This window comes from Acidovorax cavernicola (genome assembly GCF_003581445.1).
In genome coordinates, this window is the sequence record NZ_QXMN01000036.1 from 45,815 (window position 1) to 63,657 (window position 17,843).

The window sequence follows — 17,843 nt, forward strand, 5'->3', positions numbered from 1 at the left end:
ACCTCCAGAACTTGGATGAAAAGAATAAAAAACCGGTCGTTTGATCCGGGCGTTCAGACCTCGCAAGTTTCGCGCCGCAGACCAGCGGCACCCTCACGCCTTTCCGACCTGCGGCGCAGTTTAGCCGAGGATTTATGCGCCGGAAGCTGGCGTAGACCCTGTGTTTTCCCCTGTGTTTTCACAGAGTTCGGCGGCCATGGATTCGATGACGAGCGCGCGCAGCACGGCCTCGATTTCGCCGCGCAGACGCGGCACCATTTCGTCGAGCTGATGCTGAACGGCAGCTGACACGGCGTCGCTCAATCGCTCTTCCAGCGACAGGTCGACACGCTGCAGCACGCGGTGCAGCAATTGCTCTTCGAGGCTGACGATTTCAGCCGGCGTGAGCGACACCGACGCAGGCAATGCGACGGCGCTCGCCAGGTCTAGTGGTGAAGGCTGCGACACCGACTCACCCATCCCGGGAACCATCGGCCGCAGCGTCTCCGCAACCGGCACGGGCTCGGCCGGTATCTCGAGCACGGTCGTCAGCGTCGGGACGAACCGGGGCGGCGTGCGCAGCGTGCTGGCCATCAGGAGGCGCTCCTTGCGAAATCGTGCGGCTGGATCGTGTAGCCCCGGTCGGCGTAGTGGCGCCAGCGGGTGCGACCGACCTGCCGGTCGTTGGCCTCGTCGCTCACGATGTCGATCATGCGTTCGAAGCGCTCGAAGCCGGCCGGCACCTCGAGCCCGAGGTTGACCAGCATCTCGCGGTGCGGCAGCGAGGCCGCGTCCGCACCTTCGGTGCACAGGATGACGGGCGAACGCGCCACCACATGGGCCGGCGCATCGGCGCGGCAATGCGCGACGAAGTCGACCGGCGACAGCTGCCACAGCGCGGCATCCACCGTATCGAGCGCGCGCGTATCGCCCACCACCACCACCACGCGCAGGCCGCGCGTGTTCACGGCCTTGCGAACCAGCCGGCAAGCGTAGGTGAGCTTGTCGGGCGCGTTGTAGTGAAAGCCGATGTCGGTCACTGTGCGGACCGGGCCTTTCGGGCCGGCTTGGCCGCGGCCTTCTTTGCGGGCTTGGCAGCCTTCTCGGCCTTGGGTGCGGCAGCAGCGGTGGCACCGCTGCCCGCGCGGTTCGTCAGGTACGACACCAGCAGGCCGACGGGCCGGCCAGTCGAGCCCTTGGCCGCCCCGCTCTTCCAGGCCGTGCCTGCAATGTCCAGGTGCGCCCAGGCGTAGTCGGCCGCAAAGCGCTGAAGGAACTTGGCCGCGGTGATCGCACCGCCGGCACGACCGGCGATGTTGGCGACGTCGGCGAAGTTGCTCTTGAGGCCTTCGGCATAGTCGTCGTCCAGCGGCAGGCGCCAGCAGCGGTCCTGCGATGCCTCGCCGGCCGATTCGAGCGCGGCGGCCAGCGACTCGTCGCTCGCGAACAGGCCGCTGCGCACGCCGCCCAAAGCCACCACGCAGGCGCCCGTGAGCGTCGCGATGTCGATCACGGCGGCAGGGTCGAAGCGCTTGGCATACGTGAGCGCGTCGCACAGGATCAGCCGGCCTTCGGCGTCGGTGTTCAGGATCTCGATGGTCTGCCCGCTCATGCTCGTGACCACGTCGCCGGGCTTGACGGCCTTGCCGTCGTTCATGTTCTCGCACGACGGGATCAGGCCGACCACGTTGATCGCCGGCTGGATCGCGCCGAGCGCGCGGAAGGTGCCGAGCACGCTGGCGGCACCGCACATGTCGAACTTCATCTCGTCCATCTCGGCCGCGGGCTTGAGCGAGACGCCGCCGGTGTCGAAGGTGATGCCCTTGCCCACCAGCACCACGGGGGCTTCGTCCTTGGCCGCGCCCTGGTAGCGCAGCACGATGAAGCGCAGCGGCTCGGCCGAGCCCTGGGCCACGGCGGCGAACGAACCCATGCCGAGCTTCTCGACCTCCTTCGGGCCCAGCACTTCGCACTTGATGCGCGGCAGCTTCGCCAGCCCCTTGGCGGCTTCGGACAGCAGCGTGGGCGTCGCGTGGTTGGCGGGACGGTTGCCCCACTCCTTGGCCAGCTCGATGCCGGCGACCGTGGCGCGGGCGTCGTCGAAGGCCTTGGAAACGGCGCTGACGGCCTCGGGCACGCCCAGCGTCAGGTGGCGGATGCTGCGCGGCTCGGTCTTCGACTTGGTCGTGGTGTAGACATAGCTGGCATCGGCCGCGGCCGTGACGGCACCGGCGACAGCTGCGGCATCAGCCGGCTGCGCGAACACGATCACCACGCGTTTGGGACCGTTGGCCTTGGCCGCCGAAACCGCCGCGCTCACAGCGCTGCGCACCGAGGCGGCCTTGCCGTCGCCGATGGCGGCGAGCAGCACGCGCGAGGGCACCACGGCTTCGGGGCGGTACAGCGCCAGCAGCTTGCCGGCCTTGTCGGGCAGGTCGCCGGCCTTGCGGGCACTGGCGGCAAGCACGGAAACGGGGTCTTTGGCGGTGGGGAGAGTGCTGCCGACCAGCACGATGAGGAGGTCGGATTTCTCGGCGGCGGCCTGGGCGACGGTGAGGGTCTTGAGTTGAAAGTCCATAATCCTTTTTTTCCTCGAACGATGTTATTCCATTCTTCCCTACGCAAGGAGCTGTCGCGCAGCTTCGGAGCGACCCTCGTCGTCCTGGTCACCATCGTGATGACCATGATGCTCATCCGCACGCTCGGGCTGGCGTCCAAGGGCAGCGTGAACCCGCAAGAGGTGTTCCTCGTGATGGCGTACACGGTGCTCGGCTACATGCCGACCATCCTGAGCCTGAGCCTGTTCATCGCCATCGTCGGCACGCTCTCGCGCATGTACCGCGACAGCGAAATGGTGATCTGGTTCTCCAGCGGGCGCGGCCTGGCCGATTTCGTCCAGCCGCTGTTTCGCTTCGCCTGGCCGGTGCTGATCCTGATCGCGGCCATGGCGCTGGTGGGCTGGCCCTGGGCCAACTCGCAGACCATCGGCATGCGCCAGCAGTACGAACAGCGCAGCGACATCGAGCGTGTCACGCCGGGCGAGTTCCGTGAGTCCTCGGGCCGGCTGCGCGTGTTCTTCATCGACAAGGACACGCCCGACGGCGCCACCGCCACCAACGTCTTCATCTGGGCCGTCGAGCGCGGCCTGCAGATCACCACCTCGGCGCGCAGCGGCCGCATCGAGGACATCGACAACCACCGTTTCCTGCTGCTGAGCAACGGCCAGCGCCTGGAGCGCCCCCTGTTCACGGAGTCGGGCCTCAAGATCAGCGAGTTCAAGACCTACGGCACGCGCGCCGGCGGCAGCTCGAACGCCACCGGCGACAGCACGCCCACGCGCGCGCGCTCCACGCTTTCGCTGCTGCGCGACCGCAGCGACGCCAGCCTGGGCGAACTGGGCTGGCGCTTCGGCATGCTGCTGGCCGCCATCAACTTCGTGCTGCTGGCGCTGACGGTGTCGAGCGTCAACCCGCGCGTGGGGCGCAGCGGCAACCTGGTGTTCGCGCTGTTCGCCTTCGTCGTCTACTACAACCTGCTGAACCTGGGCCAGAGCTGGATCAGCTCCGGCCGCTACGGCATGGGCTCCTTCATGCTCCTGCTGCACGGCGGCGTCTTCCTGTTCGCCACGGCCTGGCTCACGCTGCGCAACAACAACTGGTCGGCCCACCGCCAGACCCGCGCCAGCGCCGCCACTGCTGGCAGCCCGCCGCCGGCCGCACCGCCTTCCCGGATCGACCCGACCTCGTGAAAACCATCCGCCGACTGATCTACGTCGAGGCACTGAAGGCCGTGGCCTTCGTGACGCTCGGCTTCCTGAGCCTGTTCTTCTTCTTCGACTTCGTCGATGAGCTGCAGTCCGTGGGCAAGCCCGAAAGCCTGGCCTACGGGCCGGTGCAGGCGCTGATCTACGTGCTGCTGCTGGTGCCCAGCCACCTGTACGAACTGCTGCCGATCACGGTGCTGATCGGGTGCATCTTCGTGATGGCGCGCCTGGCGCAAAGCTCCGAATACACCATCCTGCGCACCAGCGGCCTCGGCCCGTGGCGCGCGCTGCGCACGCTGCTGCTGCTGGGCCTGGGCTTCGTGGTGCTCACCTTTGCCATCGGCGACTACATCGCGCCGCTGTCGGGGCGCACCGGCCAGCTGCTCAAATCGCGCTACCAAGGCACCTATTCGCTGGTCGGCAACACCGGCGCCTGGCTCAAGGAGAGGCGCGGCGACACGTCGTATGCGGTCAATGTGCTGTCCATCGCGCGTGACGGTTCGCTGCAGAACACCCGCATCTTCGAGTTCGACGGCAATGGCTACGTGAGCAAGCAGCTCATGGCCAAGTCCGCGCACATCCTCGGCGACAAGTGGGTGCTGTCCGAGGTCGAGCAGCAGGACTACGAAACGCGCGCCGCGGACAAGGCCCGCATCACGACCACCCAGGTCGAGAAGATGGACTGGCCGACCTCGCTCACGGCCGAAATGGTGTCCGTCGCGCTCCTGCGACCCGACCGCATGAGCACCATCGACCTGTTCGATTACATCCGGCACCTGAACGCCAACGGGCAGACCGCGCAGCGCTACGAGATCGAGTTCTGGCGCAAGGTGTTCTATCCGCTGTCGTGTCTGGTGATGGTGGTGCTCGCCCTGCCCTTCGCCTACCTGCACTTCCGCCAGGCCGGCATCACGACCTACGTGTTCGGCGGCGTGATGATCGGCATCAGCTTCTTCCTGCTGAACAACGTGTTCGGCTACCTCGGCAACCTCAGCAACTGGTCGCCCTGGCTCACGGCGGCGGCGCCGGGAATGATCTATTCCGTGCTGTCGCTGACCGCCTTCAGCTGGCTGGTCCTCAGGCGATGACCGCGCGGTCGCTGCGGGGCACGGTGCTGCTGGCGCACGGCTCGCGCGACGCACGCTGGCGCGAGCCCATCGAGGCCGTCGCCGCCCGCATGCGAGAGGACGACCCCGCCGTGCGCGTGAGTTGTGCCTACATGGAACTGGCCGCGCCCGACCTGCCGACCGCCGCCGCCACGCTGATCTCCGACGGCGCCACCGCGGTGCACGTGGTGCCGCTTTTCCTGGGCATGGGCAAGCACGCGCGCGAGGACCTGCCGCTGCAGCTCGACGCCCTGCGCCAGCGCTGGCCTGCCGTGGCGTTCTCGCTGGCTCCGATCGTGGGCGAATCGCCCGAACTGGTCGCCTTGCTGGCCCGGATTGCCATCAAATCCTGAAGTCCCGGTCATTTTTATAGACTTCAAAGGCATAATGAATTCCGCAATAAGACGGAATTTGATATGAATCTGCACCAGTTCAAGTTTGTTCAGGAAGCCGTGCGGCGCAACCTGAACCTCACCGAGGCGGCCAAGGCCCTGCACACCTCGCAGCCCGGCGTCTCCAAGGCCATCATCGAACTCGAGGAAGAGCTCGGCGTCGAGATCTTCGCCCGCCACGGCAAGCGCCTGAAGCGCATCACCGAACCCGGCCAGCACGTCATCGCGAGCATCGAACTCATCATGCGCGAGGTGGGCAACCTCAAGCGCATCGGCGAACAGTTCAGCGCGCAGGACAGCGGCACGCTCTCCATCGCCACCACCCACACGCAGGCGCGCTATGTGCTGCCGGTGCCCGTGGCCAACCTGCGCGAGGCCTACCCGAAGGTCAACGTGAGCCTGCACCAGGGCTCGCCCGACCAGGTGGCGCGCATGGTGATCGACGAGATCGCCGAGATCGGTATCGCCACCGAATCGCTCGACGGCTATGCCGAGCTGGTCACACTGCCCTGCTACGAATGGCAGCACGTGCTGGTGCTGCCCAAGGACCACCCGCTGGCGGCCAAGGAACGCATTTCGCTCGAGGACCTGGCGAGCGAACCGCTGATCACCTACCACCCCTCGTTCACCGGCCGCACGCGCATCGACCACGCCTTCGCGCAGAAGAAGCTCACGCCGCGCATCGCGCTGGAAGCCATCGACTCAGACGTGATCAAGACCTACGTGCGCCTGGGCCTGGGTGTGGGCATCGTGGCCGAGATGGCCGTGCGCGACGAGTCGAACGCCGACCTCGTGGTGCGCCCGATGGGCCACGTGTTCGGCCAGAACATCGCGCGCGTCGCCTTCAAGCGCAGCGCCTACCTGCGCAACTTCGTCTTCAAGTTCGCCGAGCTGCTGTCCGATCGGCTCGACCGCAACCTGATCGCGAAAGCCCTGAGCGGCCATCACCAAGACTACGAACTCTGATCCACAGCCTTTCTCCCCGCGACGACCGACCATGAGCACCGCATCCACGCCCCGCACGCCCGAGATCACCACCAAGCTGCCGGCTGTCGGCACCACCATCTTCACCGTGATGTCCACGCTCGCGGCCGAGAAGAACGCCGTGAACCTCGGCCAGGGCTTCCCCGACTTCCACTGCGATCCGAAGCTGCTCGAAGACGTGGCCGCCGCCATGGCGGCCGGCCACAACCAGTACCCGCCGATGCCCGGCATTCCGGCGCTGCGCGATGCCATCGCCGCCAAGATCGAGGCGCTCTACGGTCGCAGCTACAGCGCCGCCACCGAGATCACGGTCACGGCCGGTGCCACGCAGGCCATCATCACCGCCATCCTGGCCATCGTGCGGCCCGGCGACGAAGTGATCGTGCTGGAGCCCTGCTACGACAGCTATGTGCCCAACATCGACCTGGCCGGCGGCAAGGTCGTGCGCGTGCCGCTCGTGCCCGGCACCTTCCGCCCCGACTTCGACAAGATCGCCGCCGCGCTCACGCCGAAGACGCGCGCGATCATCATCAACACGCCGCACAACCCGAGCGCCACGGTCTGGACCGAGGCCGAGATGCGCCAGCTCGAAGACCTGCTCGCGCCCACCGACGTGTTCGTGATCAGCGACGAGGTCTACGAGCACATGGTGTTCGACGGCGCGCGCCATGAAAGCGTGGCACGCTTCCCCGGCCTGGCGGCGCGCAGCTTCATCGTCAGCAGCTTCGGCAAGACGTACCACGTCACCGGCTGGAAGGTCGGCTTCGTGGCCGCGCCCGCGCCGCTGATGGCCGAATTCCGCAAAGTGCACCAGTTCAACGTGTTCACCGTGAACACGCCGATGCAGCACGCGCTGGCGCAGTACATGGTCAGCCCCCAGCCGTACCTCGAACTGCCGGCCTTCTACCAGCGCAAGCGCGACCTGTTCGCCGCGGGCCTGGCCGAAAAAACCCGCTTCAAGCTGCTGCGCAGCGAAGGCAGCTACTTCCAGTGCGTGGACATCTCGGCGGTGAGCGACCTGTCGGAGGCCGAGTTCTGCCTCTGGCTCACGCGCGAGATCGGCGTGGCGGCAATCCCGCTGTCGGCCTTCTACGGCGACGGCTTCGACCAGCGCGTGGTGCGCTTCTGCTTCGCCAAGAAGGACGAAACGCTGCTCGCCGCGCTCGACCGCCTCGCGAAGCTTTGACGCTGGCAGCCACGCGCCGGACACCGCAATGACGATGAACCGGCCGCGTTGGATCCTGCTGGCCCTGGCCCTCTCGTTCCTCGTGGTGGGCGTGGCGGATGCCTTCGTGGCGCCATTGCGGGGCAAGGACTACACGGCGTTCGACGTGGTGCATGTGTTCCTCATCTCGGCGCTTTGCTACATGTGGTGCCGGGCCGATGGATGGGAGCGCGGCGTGCCCGCGCCCGGTCGCTCGGCACTGCTCGCAGGCGTTTTTCCGGTGCTGGGCATCCCGATCTACTTCTTCCGCACACGTCCCTGGCGACGGGCATTGCTGTTGACGCTGGGGGCCACGGGCTTCCTGGCGATGAGCCTGGTGCTGGCGGCCGTGGGGACCTTGTCGATCGAATTCGTGCGAGGCTGAAAGCCCAGCGCCGACGTCCACGGTAGGACAGTCCTGACCGCCGAAGGGGCGGCTCTCCGGCGCTTGCAGCGCCCGGGGGCGTTGAGCATGAAAGCTCGTTACAACAAACGTCCCAGGAGAAAACCATGTCCCTCTCGTTCATTCTGCTGATCGTCCTGATCCTGCTGCTGATCGGCGCGCTGCCGAGCTGGGGCTACAGCCGGGCCTGGGGCTACGGGCCCAGCGGCGGCCTCGGGCTGGTGGTGCTGATCGTGGTGATCCTCGTGCTCATGGGCCGCATATAGCCCACGCGCCGCAATGAAGAAAGCCCGCGTCGCCGCGGGCTTTTTTCATGCCTGAAGCTGCGCCCAGGCCTTGTCGAGACGCTTCACGCTCACCGGCTGCGGCGTGCGCAGTTCCTGCGCGAAGAAGCTCACGCGCAACTCTTCGAGCAGCCAGCGGAATTCGAGCATGCGATCGTCCACCACGCCCTTGCGTTCGGCCACGAGGCGCCAGTAGCGCTGGTCCTGCGGCTTCAGCTCGGCCAGCTTGGCGGCGTCGCGCGCGGGGTCGGCGCGCAGCTTGTCCAGGCGCAGCACGATGGCCTTGAGGTAGCGCGCGAAGTGCTGCAGCTGCGTCCACGGCGCATCGGCGATGAAGCGCTTGCCGACAAGCTTCTGCAGCTGCTGCGCAGCGTCCTGCACCGCCTCGGGCTGGATCTTCGTGTCCTTGATCTTGCGCGCCGCCGCCGCGTACTCCACGAGGATGACGCCCGCGAGCCGCGCCACTTCGTTGGCGATCAGCGTGAGCCGCCCGCGCCCTTCTTCGAGCCGCTTCTTGAACGCGAACTCGTCGGTCGGCAACGGCTCCTGCAGGAACGCGCGGTCGATCGCCACGTCGATGATCTGCGTGCGCAGTTCTTCCGACGTGCCCAGCGGCATGTAGGCGACCGACATCTTCTGCAGGTCGGGGATGTTCTTCTCGAGGTACTTGAGCGCGTCCTTCAGCTGCAGCGCGAACAGGCGGCGAAGGCCGGCGCGGTGCTTGGCGGCGGCCACGGCGGGCTCGTCGAACACCTCGATGGTCACGGCGTCGCCTTCGTCGCGCAGTGCCGGAAAGCCGATGAGCGATTGCGAGCCGCGCCGTACTTCCATCAGCTCGGGCAACTCACCGAAGGTCCAGGTCGTGTAGCGCTGGCCGGCGGGCAGCGCGGGCGTGGCCTTCTCGGGTGCGGCGCTCTTCGCCGGTGCCCGGCCTTCATTCGCAGGCGCAGCCTTGGTCGCCGGCGACGCCTTCACGTTGAGCCCCGCGAGCGCCTGGAAGGCGCCACGTGCCTGCGCACCCAGCTCGGCCTTCAGCGCGCCGAGGTTGCGGCCCATGCCGAGCTGGCGACCATGCTCGTCGACGACGCGCAGGTTCATGAACAGGTGCGGCTGCAGCATGTCGAGCTTGAAGTCGGCACGCTTCACGTCGATGCTGGTCAGGTCGCGCACGCGCTTGAGCAACACGTCGGTGAGCGAACCGGTGCCGAACAGCTCGGGCGCCGACAGCTCCTCGGCCAGCTTCGTGGCCGACTCGGGCAACGGCACCAGCCGCGAGCGCGGTCGCTGCGGCAGGCTCTTGAGCAATGCCTGGATCTTGTCCTTGAGCATGCCGGTCACCAGCCACTCGCAGCGCTCCTCGTTCACCTGGTTGAGCACGAACAGCGGCACGCTGACCGTGAGGCCGTCTTTCGCGTCGCTCGGCTCGTGCAGGTAGCTCGCAGCGCAGTCGACGCCGCCCAGGCGCAGCGTCGGCGGGAACGACTGCGTCGTGATGCCGGCTGCCTGGTGGCGCATCAGCTCGTCGCGCGTGAGGTACAGCAAACGCGGCTGGTCCTTCGAGGCGTGGCGGTACCAGCTCTCGAAGGTGATGCCGCTGGCCACGTCAGCCGGCAGCTGCGCGTCGTAGAAGGCGAAGATCAGTTCGTCGTCGACCAGCACGTCCTGCCGGCGCGCCTTGTGCTCCAGGCCTTCGACCTCGCGCACCAGCTTGCGGTTGGCCGTGAGGAAGGGAAATTTGCTCTCCCACTGACCGCCGACCAGTGCTTCGCGGATGAAGATCTCGCGCGCCGAGACCGGATCGACCTTGGTGAAGTCGACGCGCCGCCCGCTGTACACCACGAGGCCGTACAGCGTCGCGCGCTCCAGTGCCGAGACCTGCGCGCCCTTCTTCTCCCAGTGCGGGTCGAGCAGTTGCTTCTTCAGCAGGTGCCCCGCCACCTGTTCGAGCCACTGCGGCTCGATGTTGGCGATGCCGCGCCCGAACAGGCGCGTGGTCTCGACCAGTTCGGCCGCGACGATCCAGCGGCCGGGCTTCTTCTTCAGATGCGCGCCGGGATGCTTGTAGAACTTGATGCCGCGCGCGCCGAGATAGGCCTCGTCGTCCTCGAGCTTCCAGCCGATGTTGCCCAGCAGGCCGGCGAGCATCGACAGGTGCAGCGGGTCGTAGCCCGCGGGCTCCTTGTTGATGCGCCACTTGTGCTCGGTGACCACCGTGAGCAGCTGCGAATGGATGTCGCGCCACTCGCGCACGCGGCGGATGTTGATGAAGTTCTGGCGCAGCAACTGCTCGTACTGGCGGTTGCTGAGCTTGTGGGTGTCTCCGTGGCCGCCGCGCGCGTCGGCGATCCACTTCCACAACCGCAAGTAGCCGCTGAACTCGCTCTTCTCGTCGTCGAATTTCGAATGCGCCTGGTCGGCCTGCTGCTGCGCGTCCATGGGGCGGTCGCGCACGTCCTGCACGCTGAGCGCCGAGGCAATGATGAGCACTTCTTCGAGCGCACCGCGCGTGCGGGCTTCCAGAATCATGCGGCCCACGCGCGGGTCGAGCGGCAGCTTGGCCAGCTCGGCGCCGGTGGCCGTGAGTTCGTTGCCGTCGTCGACCGCGCCCAGTTCGTTGAGCAGTTGGTAGCCGTCCGCGATGGCGCGCGGCGACGGCGCTTCCAGGAACGGGAAGCGCGCCACGTCGCCCAGACGCAGCGACTTCATGCGCAGGATCACGCCCGCGAGCGACGAGCGCAGGATTTCCGGGTCGGTGAAGCGCGGGCGACCCGCGAAGTCCTTCTCGTCGTAGAGCCGGATGCAGATGCCGTTCGCCACGCGCCCGCATCGGCCCGCGCGCTGGTTGGCCGCGGCCTGGCTGATCGGCTCGACCAGCAGCTGCTCGACCTTGCTGCGGAAGCTGTAGCGCTTGACGCGCGCGGTGCCGGTGTCGATCACATAGCGGATGCCCGGCACGGTCAGCGAGGTCTCGGCCACGTTGGTGGCCAGCACGATGCGCCGACCGTTGTGGCTTTCGAAGATGCGATCCTGTTCAGGGCCCGAAAGCCGCGCGAACAGCGGCAGCACTTCGGCGCTGCGAAACAGCGGCTGGTGACTGACATGGCGGCGCAGGTGATCGGCTGCCTCGCGGATTTCGCGCTCGCCGGGCAGGAAGATCAGGATGTCGCCCGCGTTGTGCGGGTCGCGCCAGAGCTCGTCGACGGCGTCGGCAATCGCGTCGTTCAGGTCGTGCTCGCGCGATTCCTCGAAGGGGCGGTAGCGCTGCTCGACCGGGAAGGTGCGGCCCGACACCATGATCGTCGGCGCGGGGCCTTTCGCCGAAGCGAAGTGCTGCGCGAAGCGGTCGGCATCGATGGTGGCCGAGGTGACGATCACCTTCAGGTCGGGCCGGCGCGGAAGGATCTCGCGCAGGTAGCCCAGCAGGAAGTCGATGTTCAGCGAGCGCTCGTGGGCCTCGTCGATGATGAGCGTGTCGTAGGCCTTCAGCAGCGGATCGGTCTGCGTCTCGGCCAGCAGGATGCCGTCGGTCATCAGCTTCACCGAGGCATCGCGGCTCAGGCGATCCTGAAAGCGCACCTTGAAACCGACCACCTCGCCCAGTGGCGTCTTCAGTTCTTCAGCGATGCGCTTGGCCACCGAACTCGCGGCGATGCGGCGCGGCTGCGTGTGGCCGATGAGGCGGCCCTTGCCCGGCTCGGCGTTGAGCTTGCCGCGCCCGAGCGCCAGCGCGATCTTCGGCAACTGCGTGGTCTTGCCCGAGCCCGTCTCGCCGCAGACGATCACGACCTGGTGCGCCGCGATGGCGTCCATGATCTCCTCGCGCCGGCTGGAAACCGGGAGCGATTCTGGGAACTCGATGCGCAGGGGGGCGGAAGGTGTGAGGGTCGTCAAGGCAAGGCAGTCGTCGGTCGTTGCGCGCGTCGGCAGGCGGGCAAACCGCCAATTATCGCGGGGGCCCGCCGCTGTTGCATGGCATCCACAGCGAGGCCGCATGCAGCAGGTGGCGAAGAAAATTTCGTAAAGACTCTTTACTCTAACGCATGCCGCCGCTACGATCGCGGCCATGACCTCCTTCCTTGCCCCCCTCTCGATGCGCATCCGCTGCGCAAGCCACGTGTCCGCACGTGGCGGGGTCAAGGCGACCCGCCCGGCCTGACGAAGCCCGCGCGCCGGCTTCAGCTTCCTTCGCGGAACTGAACGCCCACCGCTCGCGCTTCACCTTCCCAGGTCGAAGCGCGCCAGCCTGACCCGCACAGCGCCTGCACCACCGCCCTCCTCGCCCTCCTTGCATGCGGCGAGGAGAAGCGGCCGCATTCCTGTTTCGTGTCCCTGAATCATTCGAAGAAAAAAGAACCTCATGTCGCATCCAGACATTTCCCGTGACCTGCACAGCACGCTGGCCGAGCGCACGCGCCACCTGCAGGCCATTGCCCATTCGCTGAAGGCCGAGCTGTTCGGCATCGACGAGATCATCGATCGCGTGATCGATTCGCTGCGCGCCTGGTACGTGCTGCCGCAGCTCATCAACCGCCCGGTCGTCATCTGCCTGTGGGGCCTGACCGGCACCGGCAAGACGCAGCTCGTGCGCCGGCTGGCGCAGCACCTGGGCTTTTACGACCGCTTCATCGAAGTGCAGATGGACGGCTTCAGCCACGGCTCGGGCCACCGCAGCGCGGGTTCGATCTCTGCCATGCTGGCCGAGTCGGGCATCGCCGAGGGCGCGCCCGGCATCCTCGTGCTGGACGAGTTCCAGCGCTTTCGCACCGTGGACGCCAGCGGCAAGGAAGCGCGCGTGGAGCGCTATCAGGACGTGTGGGCGCTGCTGTCCGACGGCCGCCTGCCGCCGTCGCTCTCCGTGCTCGGCGAGATCGAGTCCTCGCTGGCCTGGGCCGAGTACGACCAGGACCGCCGTGCCGACGACGACGATGAAGAAGACGACGAGGACGGTGCCAAGACCGGCCAGACTGGCAAAGCCAAGCGCAAGCGCCGCCTGCAGCTCTCGCCCTGGGAAGCGCAGGAGTTCAAGCGCTGCCTGAAGCTGCGCGAATCGCTGCTGGAAATCATGACCTGGAAGCCCGACGAGATCCAGGCGCGGCTGCGCGCCTTCCGCGCCTCGCAGGACAACTGGGAAACCGACTACTCGAAGCTGCTCGTCTTCGTCTCGGGCAACCTCGACGAGATGTACGCCGAGACCGCCAAGCGGGTGGAAGACTGCGACACCGACGCCGACATCTTCCATGCGCTGACGAAGAAGCTCTCGCTCATCGATGTGAAGAAGGCGCTGGCCGAGCGCTTCAAGCCCGAGCAGATCGCGCGCCTGGGCAACAACCACGTGATCTACCCGTCGTTCAGCCGGGCGACCTACGTGCGACTGATCCTGTCGATCTGCGACCGCTACGTGAGCGAGATCCAGGAAAGCTCGGGCGTGCGCTTCGTGCTCGATGCGAGCGTGTACGAGCAGATCTACGCCAACGCCGTGTTTCCGGCGCAGGGCACGCGCCCGCTGTTCTCCTCGATCCACGCGATCCTGAGCGCGACGCTGGTCAACGCCGCGCTGTGGGCGCTCGAACAGGGCGCCACCGGCAGCGAACCCGTGTGGCTGATGCTCGACCCCGGCGAGGTCACGCCCGGTGGCCCGCGCCTGGTTGCGCGCTTCCGGCTGGCGCGGCGCGAGTTCCCGGTGGCGCTGGAGCTGAATCGCCTCAAGCAGCGCGCCAACGCCGACTTCCGTGCGCTGCTCGCGGTGCACGAGGCCGGCCACGGGCTGGTGTACGCCCTGCTCTTCGGCCGCGCGCCGCAGGAGATCCGCATCAACGTGGCCTCATTCGAGGGCGGCTACAACAGCTACGTGAAGCGCAAGGCATGGTCCAAGCGCAACCTGCTCGACAGCGTCTGCGTAAGCCTGGCGGGCCGCGCGGCCGAGCGGCTGGTGTTCGGCGAATCGGGCTGCACCACCGGCGCCGAACGCGACCTGATGCAGGCCACCGCGACGGCAGCGCGCCACGTGCGGCACCTGGGCTTCGGCACCCGATGGAGCCGCACCGACGTGACGACCGACTCGAACGACAACCTCAACACCGACGTGGCCGCCACCAACCGCGAGATCGAGGCCATCCTGGCGCGCGAACACACCCGCGCACTGGGCCTGCTCGAAGCGCACGCGGGCGCCTTCATGGCGGTGGTCGATGCGCTGATGGCGCACGGCTCGATCGCCCCGGAAGAACTCGCCGAACTGCTCGGACTGCCGCTGGCGCCGGTCACGCCGACGGGTTCGGCCGAGGCGGCGGTCGAGCCGCTGGACGCCTACGCCGACCAACTGAAGGCCTTCAAGGCCCGCGGCACACCCGCCGCGGTCGGGGCCGGTCGATTGCTGCGCGCCTTGGCATGACGCGCTGCACCAAAACCTTGCCAAGAATGCACAATCACGCCCCATGTCCACCGTCTTCAATTTCACCTTCGTGCCCTGGTTCCGCTCGGTCGCGCCTTACATCCACACGCACCGCGGCAAGACCTTCGTGGTCGCGCTCGCGGGCGAGGCCATCGCCGCGGGCAAGCTGCAGAACATCGCGCAGGACCTGGCCCTGATCCAGAGCATGGGCGTCAAGATCGTGCTGGTGCACGGCTTCCGACCGCAGGTCAACGAGCAACTGGCGGCCAAGGGCCACGAGGCGAAGTACTCGCACGGCATCCGCATCACCGACGCCGTGGCACTCGACTCGGCGCAGGAGGCTGCTGGCCAGCTGCGCTACGAGATCGAGGCCGCCTTCAGCCAGGGCCTGCCGAACACGCCGATGGCCGGTTCGACGGTGCGCGTGATCTCGGGCAACTTCATCACCGCGCGCCCCGTGGGCGTGGTCGACGGGGTGGACTTCAAGCATTCGGGGCTGGTGCGCAAGGTGGACGCGGCCGGCATCCGCCGCACGCTCGACTTCGGCGCGATGGTGCTGATGTCGCCCTTCGGCTTCTCGCCGACCGGGGAAGCCTTCAACCTGACGATGGAAGAGGTCGCAACCAGCGTGGCCATCTCGATCCAGGCCGACAAGCTGATCTTCCTGACCGAAGTTCCGGGCATCCGCGTGGACAGCGAACTGCCCGAGAGCGAGGACAACCCGATCGACACCGAGCTGCCGCTGGCCGCCGCCGAAAAGCTGCTGGCCTCGCTGCCGCCTGCGCAGAAGCCGACCGACACCGCCTTCTACCTGCAGCACTGCGTGAAGGCCTGCAAGGCCGGCGTGGAGCGCAACCACATCCTGCCGTTTGCGCTCGACGGCTCGCTGCTGCTCGAGATCTACGTGCACGACGGCGTCGGCACCATGGTGATCGACGAGAAACTCGAGAGCCTGCGCGAGGCCACGGTGGACGACATCGGCGGCATCCTGCAGCTGATCGAGCCCTTCGAACGCGACGGCACGCTGGTCAAGCGCGACCGCACCGAGATCGAGCGCGACGTGGGCCACTACACCGTGATCGAGCACGATGGCGTGATCTTCGGCTGCGCGGCGCTGTATCCGTACCCCGAGGGGAAAACCGCCGAAATGGCCGCGCTCACGGTGTCGCCGCAGACGCAGTCGCAAGGCGACGGCGAGCGCATCCTCAAGCGCATCGAGCACCGCGCTAAGGCCATGGGGCTGGAAAGCATCTTCGTGCTCACCACGGTCACGATGCACTGGTTCCTCAAGCGCGGCTTCCAGCAGGTCAACCCCGACTGGCTGCCCGAGGCGCGCAAGCGCAAGTACAACTGGGACCGCAAGAGCCAGGTGCTGGTCAAGAAGATCTGATCCCTGCTGGCTGCTGAACCCCGTTCGCCAAGGAGATCCCGATGACGCTCACCACCGCCCTGTTATTCTGCGTCGTCGCCCTCGCGGCGATCGCCACGCCCGGCCCTACCGTGCTGCTGGCGCTGAGCAACGGCTCGCGCCACGGCGTGCGCCGGGCGCTGCCGGGCATGCTCGGCGCGGTGCTGTCCGATTTCGTGCTGGTGGGGGCCGTGGCACTCGGCCTGGGTGCGCTGCTGGCGGCCTCGGAGTTCTGGTTCTCGATGCTGAAATGGGTCGGCGCGGCCTACCTTGCCTGGCTCGGGCTGCGCATGCTGCGCTCGCGCGGCGGCTTCGAGCTGCCGGAGGCCGACGCGGCTTTCACCGCCAACGCCGGTGAAAGCCGCCGCATCTTCTTCAAGTCGTTCCTGGTGGCCGTGACCAACCCCAAGGGCTACCTGTTCTGCTCGGCGCTGATGCCGCAGTTCATCGACCCGACCGCCGCCCAGGCGCCGCAGTACCTGGTGATCGGGCTGCTGTTCGCCGGGCTCGACATGCTCGTGATGCTGGGTTACGCCTTCGTCGGCGCCCGCGCGGTGCGGCTGCTCACGCAATCGGCCACGCGCTGGATCGACCGCACCTGCGGCGCGATGCTGCTGGCCCTGGCCGGTTCTCTCGCGTTTTATCGGCGCGGCAGCACCTGATCCGGTTCCGTACGCCCCCGGCGGGTGGCGCAGGTCGCCGATAATCCCACCCCATGAACCCCCTGCTTTCCAAGCTCCAGCCCTACCCCTTCGAGCGGCTGAAGCGCCTGTTCGCCGGCGTCACCCCGAACCCTGACTTCGCGCCCATCAGCCTGGGCATCGGCGAGCCCAAGCACGCCACGCCGGGCTTCATCAAGGACGCCCTGAGTGCCGGCCTCGGCGCGCTCGCCGCCTACCCCGCCACCGCGGGCGATCTGACGCTGCGCACCTCGTTCACCGACTGGCTGCAGCGTCGCTACAGCCTGGTGCTTGATCCGGCCACGCAGGTGCTGCCGGTCAACGGCTCGCGCGAGGCGCTGTTCTCGCTCGCCCAGACCGTGGTCGACGCCAGCAACGCCGGTCCGAAGCCGGTGGTGATGTCGCCCAATCCGTTCTATCAAATCTACGAGGGCGCCGCGCTGCTCTCGGGCGCCGAGCCGTACTACGTGCCGAGCGTGCCCGCGCGCAACTTCGCGGTCGACTGGGACAGCGTGCCCGATGCCGTGTGGGTCCGCACCCAGCTCGTGTTCGTCTGCTCGCCCGGCAACCCCACGGGCGCCGTGATGTCGCTGGACGAGTGGAAGAAGCTCTTCGCGCTGTCCGATCGCCACGGCTTCGTGATCGCCGCCGACGAGTGCTACAGCGAGATCTACTTCCGCGACGAGCCGCCGCTGAGCGGCCTGGAAGCCTCGGCCAAGCTCGGCCGCCCCGACTTCAAGAACCTGATCGCGCTCACCTCGCTGTCCAAGCGCAGCAACGTGCCCGGCCTGCGCAGCGGCTTCGTGGCCGGCGACGCGGCCCTCATCAAGGGCTTCCTGCTGTACCGCACCTACCACGGCAGCGCCATGAGCGGCGCCGTGGCCGCCGCCAGCATCGCGGCCTGGGGCGACGAGTCGCACGTGGTCGACAACCGCGCCCAGTACCGCGCCAAGTTCGCGGCCGTCACGCCGCTGCTCGAACCCGTGCTCGACGTGCGGCTGCCCGACGCCAGCTTCTACCTCTGGGCCGGCGTGCCCGAAGTGTGGGCTGGCGACGACGAAGCCTTCGCCCGCGATCTCTACGCTCAATACAATGTGACGGTTCTGCCGGGGAGCTATCTGGCGCGCGAGACCGACCACAGCGCCAACCCCGGCCGGGGCCGCATCCGCATGGCGCTGGTGGCTGAAACGGCCGAGTGCGTCGAAGCCGCCCAGCGCATCGTCCGTTTCGTCAAGGACGGCCGCCGCTAAGC

General features: G+C 67.5%; 15 protein-coding genes. 11 read left to right on the forward strand and 4 right to left on the reverse strand.

The window, feature by feature from the left end; all coding sequences use genetic code 11:
• Positions 1 to 132 precede the first annotated feature (132 nt).
• The 3 genes from D3H34_RS23505 to D3H34_RS23515 are packed head-to-tail and all read right to left on the reverse strand — an operon-like array spanning position 133 to position 2,557.
• Positions 133 to 573: a hypothetical protein gene (locus D3H34_RS23505; RefSeq protein ID WP_119556656.1), complete on the reverse strand. Its 441-nt coding sequence runs from the start codon at positions 571 to 573 to the stop codon at positions 133 to 135.
• Positions 573 to 1,019, reverse strand: coding sequence for a DNA polymerase III subunit chi (locus tag D3H34_RS23510; RefSeq protein WP_119556657.1), 447 nt, complete (start codon positions 1,017 to 1,019; stop codon positions 573 to 575). Before D3H34_RS23510 ends, D3H34_RS23505 begins: the two co-directional genes overlap by 1 nt.
• Positions 1,016 to 2,557, reverse strand: a complete 1,542-nt coding sequence (locus D3H34_RS23515; protein ID WP_119556658.1) for a leucyl aminopeptidase — start codon at positions 2,555 to 2,557, stop codon at positions 1,016 to 1,018. The genes D3H34_RS23510 and D3H34_RS23515 overlap by 4 nt, the downstream gene beginning before the upstream one ends.
• A 21-nt stretch (positions 2,558 to 2,578) precedes the next feature.
• On the opposite strand from D3H34_RS23515, the gene lptF reads away from it, so the two are divergent.
• The 7 genes from lptF (at position 2,579) to D3H34_RS23550 (ending at position 8,097) form a co-directional block, all read left to right on the forward strand.
• A complete protein-coding gene (gene lptF / locus D3H34_RS23520) occupies positions 2,579 to 3,727 on the forward strand; it encodes an LPS export ABC transporter permease LptF (protein ID WP_119556659.1) in 1,149 nt (382 codons plus the stop codon).
• A complete protein-coding gene (lptG, locus tag D3H34_RS23525) occupies positions 3,724 to 4,830 on the forward strand; it encodes an LPS export ABC transporter permease LptG (RefSeq protein ID WP_119556660.1) in 1,107 nt (368 codons plus the stop codon). Before lptF ends, lptG begins: the two co-directional genes overlap by 4 nt.
• On the forward strand, positions 4,827 to 5,201 hold the full coding sequence (locus D3H34_RS23530) for a sirohydrochlorin chelatase (protein ID WP_119556661.1): 375 nt from the start codon (positions 4,827 to 4,829) through the stop codon (positions 5,199 to 5,201). The genes lptG and D3H34_RS23530 overlap by 4 nt, the downstream gene beginning before the upstream one ends.
• Before the next feature lie 63 nt (positions 5,202 to 5,264).
• On the forward strand, positions 5,265 to 6,206 hold the full coding sequence (locus D3H34_RS23535) for a CysB family HTH-type transcriptional regulator (RefSeq protein ID WP_119556662.1): 942 nt from the start codon (positions 5,265 to 5,267) through the stop codon (positions 6,204 to 6,206).
• A 31-nt stretch (positions 6,207 to 6,237) separates the two neighbouring features.
• Positions 6,238 to 7,410: a pyridoxal phosphate-dependent aminotransferase gene (locus tag D3H34_RS23540; protein WP_119556663.1), complete on the forward strand. Its 1,173-nt coding sequence runs from the start codon at positions 6,238 to 6,240 to the stop codon at positions 7,408 to 7,410.
• Between the two features lie 28 nt (positions 7,411 to 7,438).
• Complete coding sequence (locus D3H34_RS23545; RefSeq protein ID WP_119556664.1) at positions 7,439 to 7,813, forward strand: rard protein; 375 nt, start codon at positions 7,439 to 7,441, stop codon at positions 7,811 to 7,813.
• A 125-nt stretch (positions 7,814 to 7,938) separates the two neighbouring features.
• On the forward strand, positions 7,939 to 8,097 hold the full coding sequence (locus tag D3H34_RS23550) for a DUF3309 family protein (protein WP_093195340.1): 159 nt from the start codon (positions 7,939 to 7,941) through the stop codon (positions 8,095 to 8,097).
• Positions 8,098 to 8,142: 45 nt separating this feature from the next.
• Here D3H34_RS23550 and hrpA read toward each other — a convergent pair whose 3' ends face one another.
• Positions 8,143 to 12,108: an ATP-dependent RNA helicase HrpA gene (gene hrpA / locus D3H34_RS23555; RefSeq protein WP_434057712.1), complete on the reverse strand. Its 3,966-nt coding sequence runs from the start codon at positions 12,106 to 12,108 to the stop codon at positions 8,143 to 8,145.
• Positions 12,109 to 12,472: 364 nt separating this feature from the next.
• On the opposite strand from hrpA, the gene D3H34_RS23560 reads away from it, so the two are divergent.
• The 4 genes from D3H34_RS23560 to dapC are packed head-to-tail and all read left to right on the forward strand — an operon-like array spanning position 12,473 to position 17,841.
• The gene (locus D3H34_RS23560; protein ID WP_119556666.1) at positions 12,473 to 14,503 is read left to right on the forward strand and encodes an AAA family ATPase; all 2,031 of its coding nucleotides are present in this window, start codon (positions 12,473 to 12,475) and stop codon (positions 14,501 to 14,503) included.
• Positions 14,504 to 14,546: 43 nt separating this feature from the next.
• Entirely contained in the window at positions 14,547 to 15,893 is a 1,347-nt protein-coding gene (gene argA / locus D3H34_RS23565) for an amino-acid N-acetyltransferase (RefSeq protein WP_119556667.1), read from the forward strand.
• A gap of 41 nt (positions 15,894 to 15,934) precedes the next feature.
• A complete protein-coding gene (locus D3H34_RS23570; protein WP_119556668.1) occupies positions 15,935 to 16,573 on the forward strand; it encodes a LysE family translocator in 639 nt (212 codons plus the stop codon).
• A gap of 53 nt (positions 16,574 to 16,626) precedes the next feature.
• Complete coding sequence (gene dapC, locus D3H34_RS23575) at positions 16,627 to 17,841, forward strand: succinyldiaminopimelate transaminase (protein ID WP_119556669.1); 1,215 nt, start codon at positions 16,627 to 16,629, stop codon at positions 17,839 to 17,841.
• Positions 17,842 to 17,843 lie beyond the last annotated feature (2 nt).

Coding starts and splice junctions, on each gene's coding strand:
- hrpA (WP_434057712.1), bottom strand. CDS start 12,108: ATGCGGCCTCGCTGTGGATGCCATGCAACAGCGGCGGGCCCCCGCGAT.
- D3H34_RS23515 (WP_119556658.1), bottom strand. CDS start 2,557: ATGGACTTTCAACTCAAGACCCTCACCGTCGCCCAGGCCGCCGCCGAG.
- D3H34_RS23570 (WP_119556668.1), top strand. CDS start 15,935: ATGACGCTCACCACCGCCCTGTTATTCTGCGTCGTCGCCCTCGCGGCG.
- D3H34_RS23505 (WP_119556656.1), bottom strand. CDS start 573: ATGGCCAGCACGCTGCGCACGCCGCCCCGGTTCGTCCCGACGCTGACG.
- D3H34_RS23540 (WP_119556663.1), top strand. CDS start 6,238: ATGAGCACCGCATCCACGCCCCGCACGCCCGAGATCACCACCAAGCTG.
- D3H34_RS23545 (WP_119556664.1), top strand. CDS start 7,439: ATGACGATGAACCGGCCGCGTTGGATCCTGCTGGCCCTGGCCCTCTCG.
- D3H34_RS23535 (WP_119556662.1), top strand. CDS start 5,265: ATGAATCTGCACCAGTTCAAGTTTGTTCAGGAAGCCGTGCGGCGCAAC.
- lptF (WP_119556659.1), top strand. CDS start 2,579: ATGTTATTCCATTCTTCCCTACGCAAGGAGCTGTCGCGCAGCTTCGGA.
- D3H34_RS23530 (WP_119556661.1), top strand. CDS start 4,827: ATGACCGCGCGGTCGCTGCGGGGCACGGTGCTGCTGGCGCACGGCTCG.
- argA (WP_119556667.1), top strand. CDS start 14,547: ATGTCCACCGTCTTCAATTTCACCTTCGTGCCCTGGTTCCGCTCGGTC.
- D3H34_RS23560 (WP_119556666.1), top strand. CDS start 12,473: ATGTCGCATCCAGACATTTCCCGTGACCTGCACAGCACGCTGGCCGAG.
- dapC (WP_119556669.1), top strand. CDS start 16,627: ATGAACCCCCTGCTTTCCAAGCTCCAGCCCTACCCCTTCGAGCGGCTG.
- D3H34_RS23550 (WP_093195340.1), top strand. CDS start 7,939: ATGTCCCTCTCGTTCATTCTGCTGATCGTCCTGATCCTGCTGCTGATC.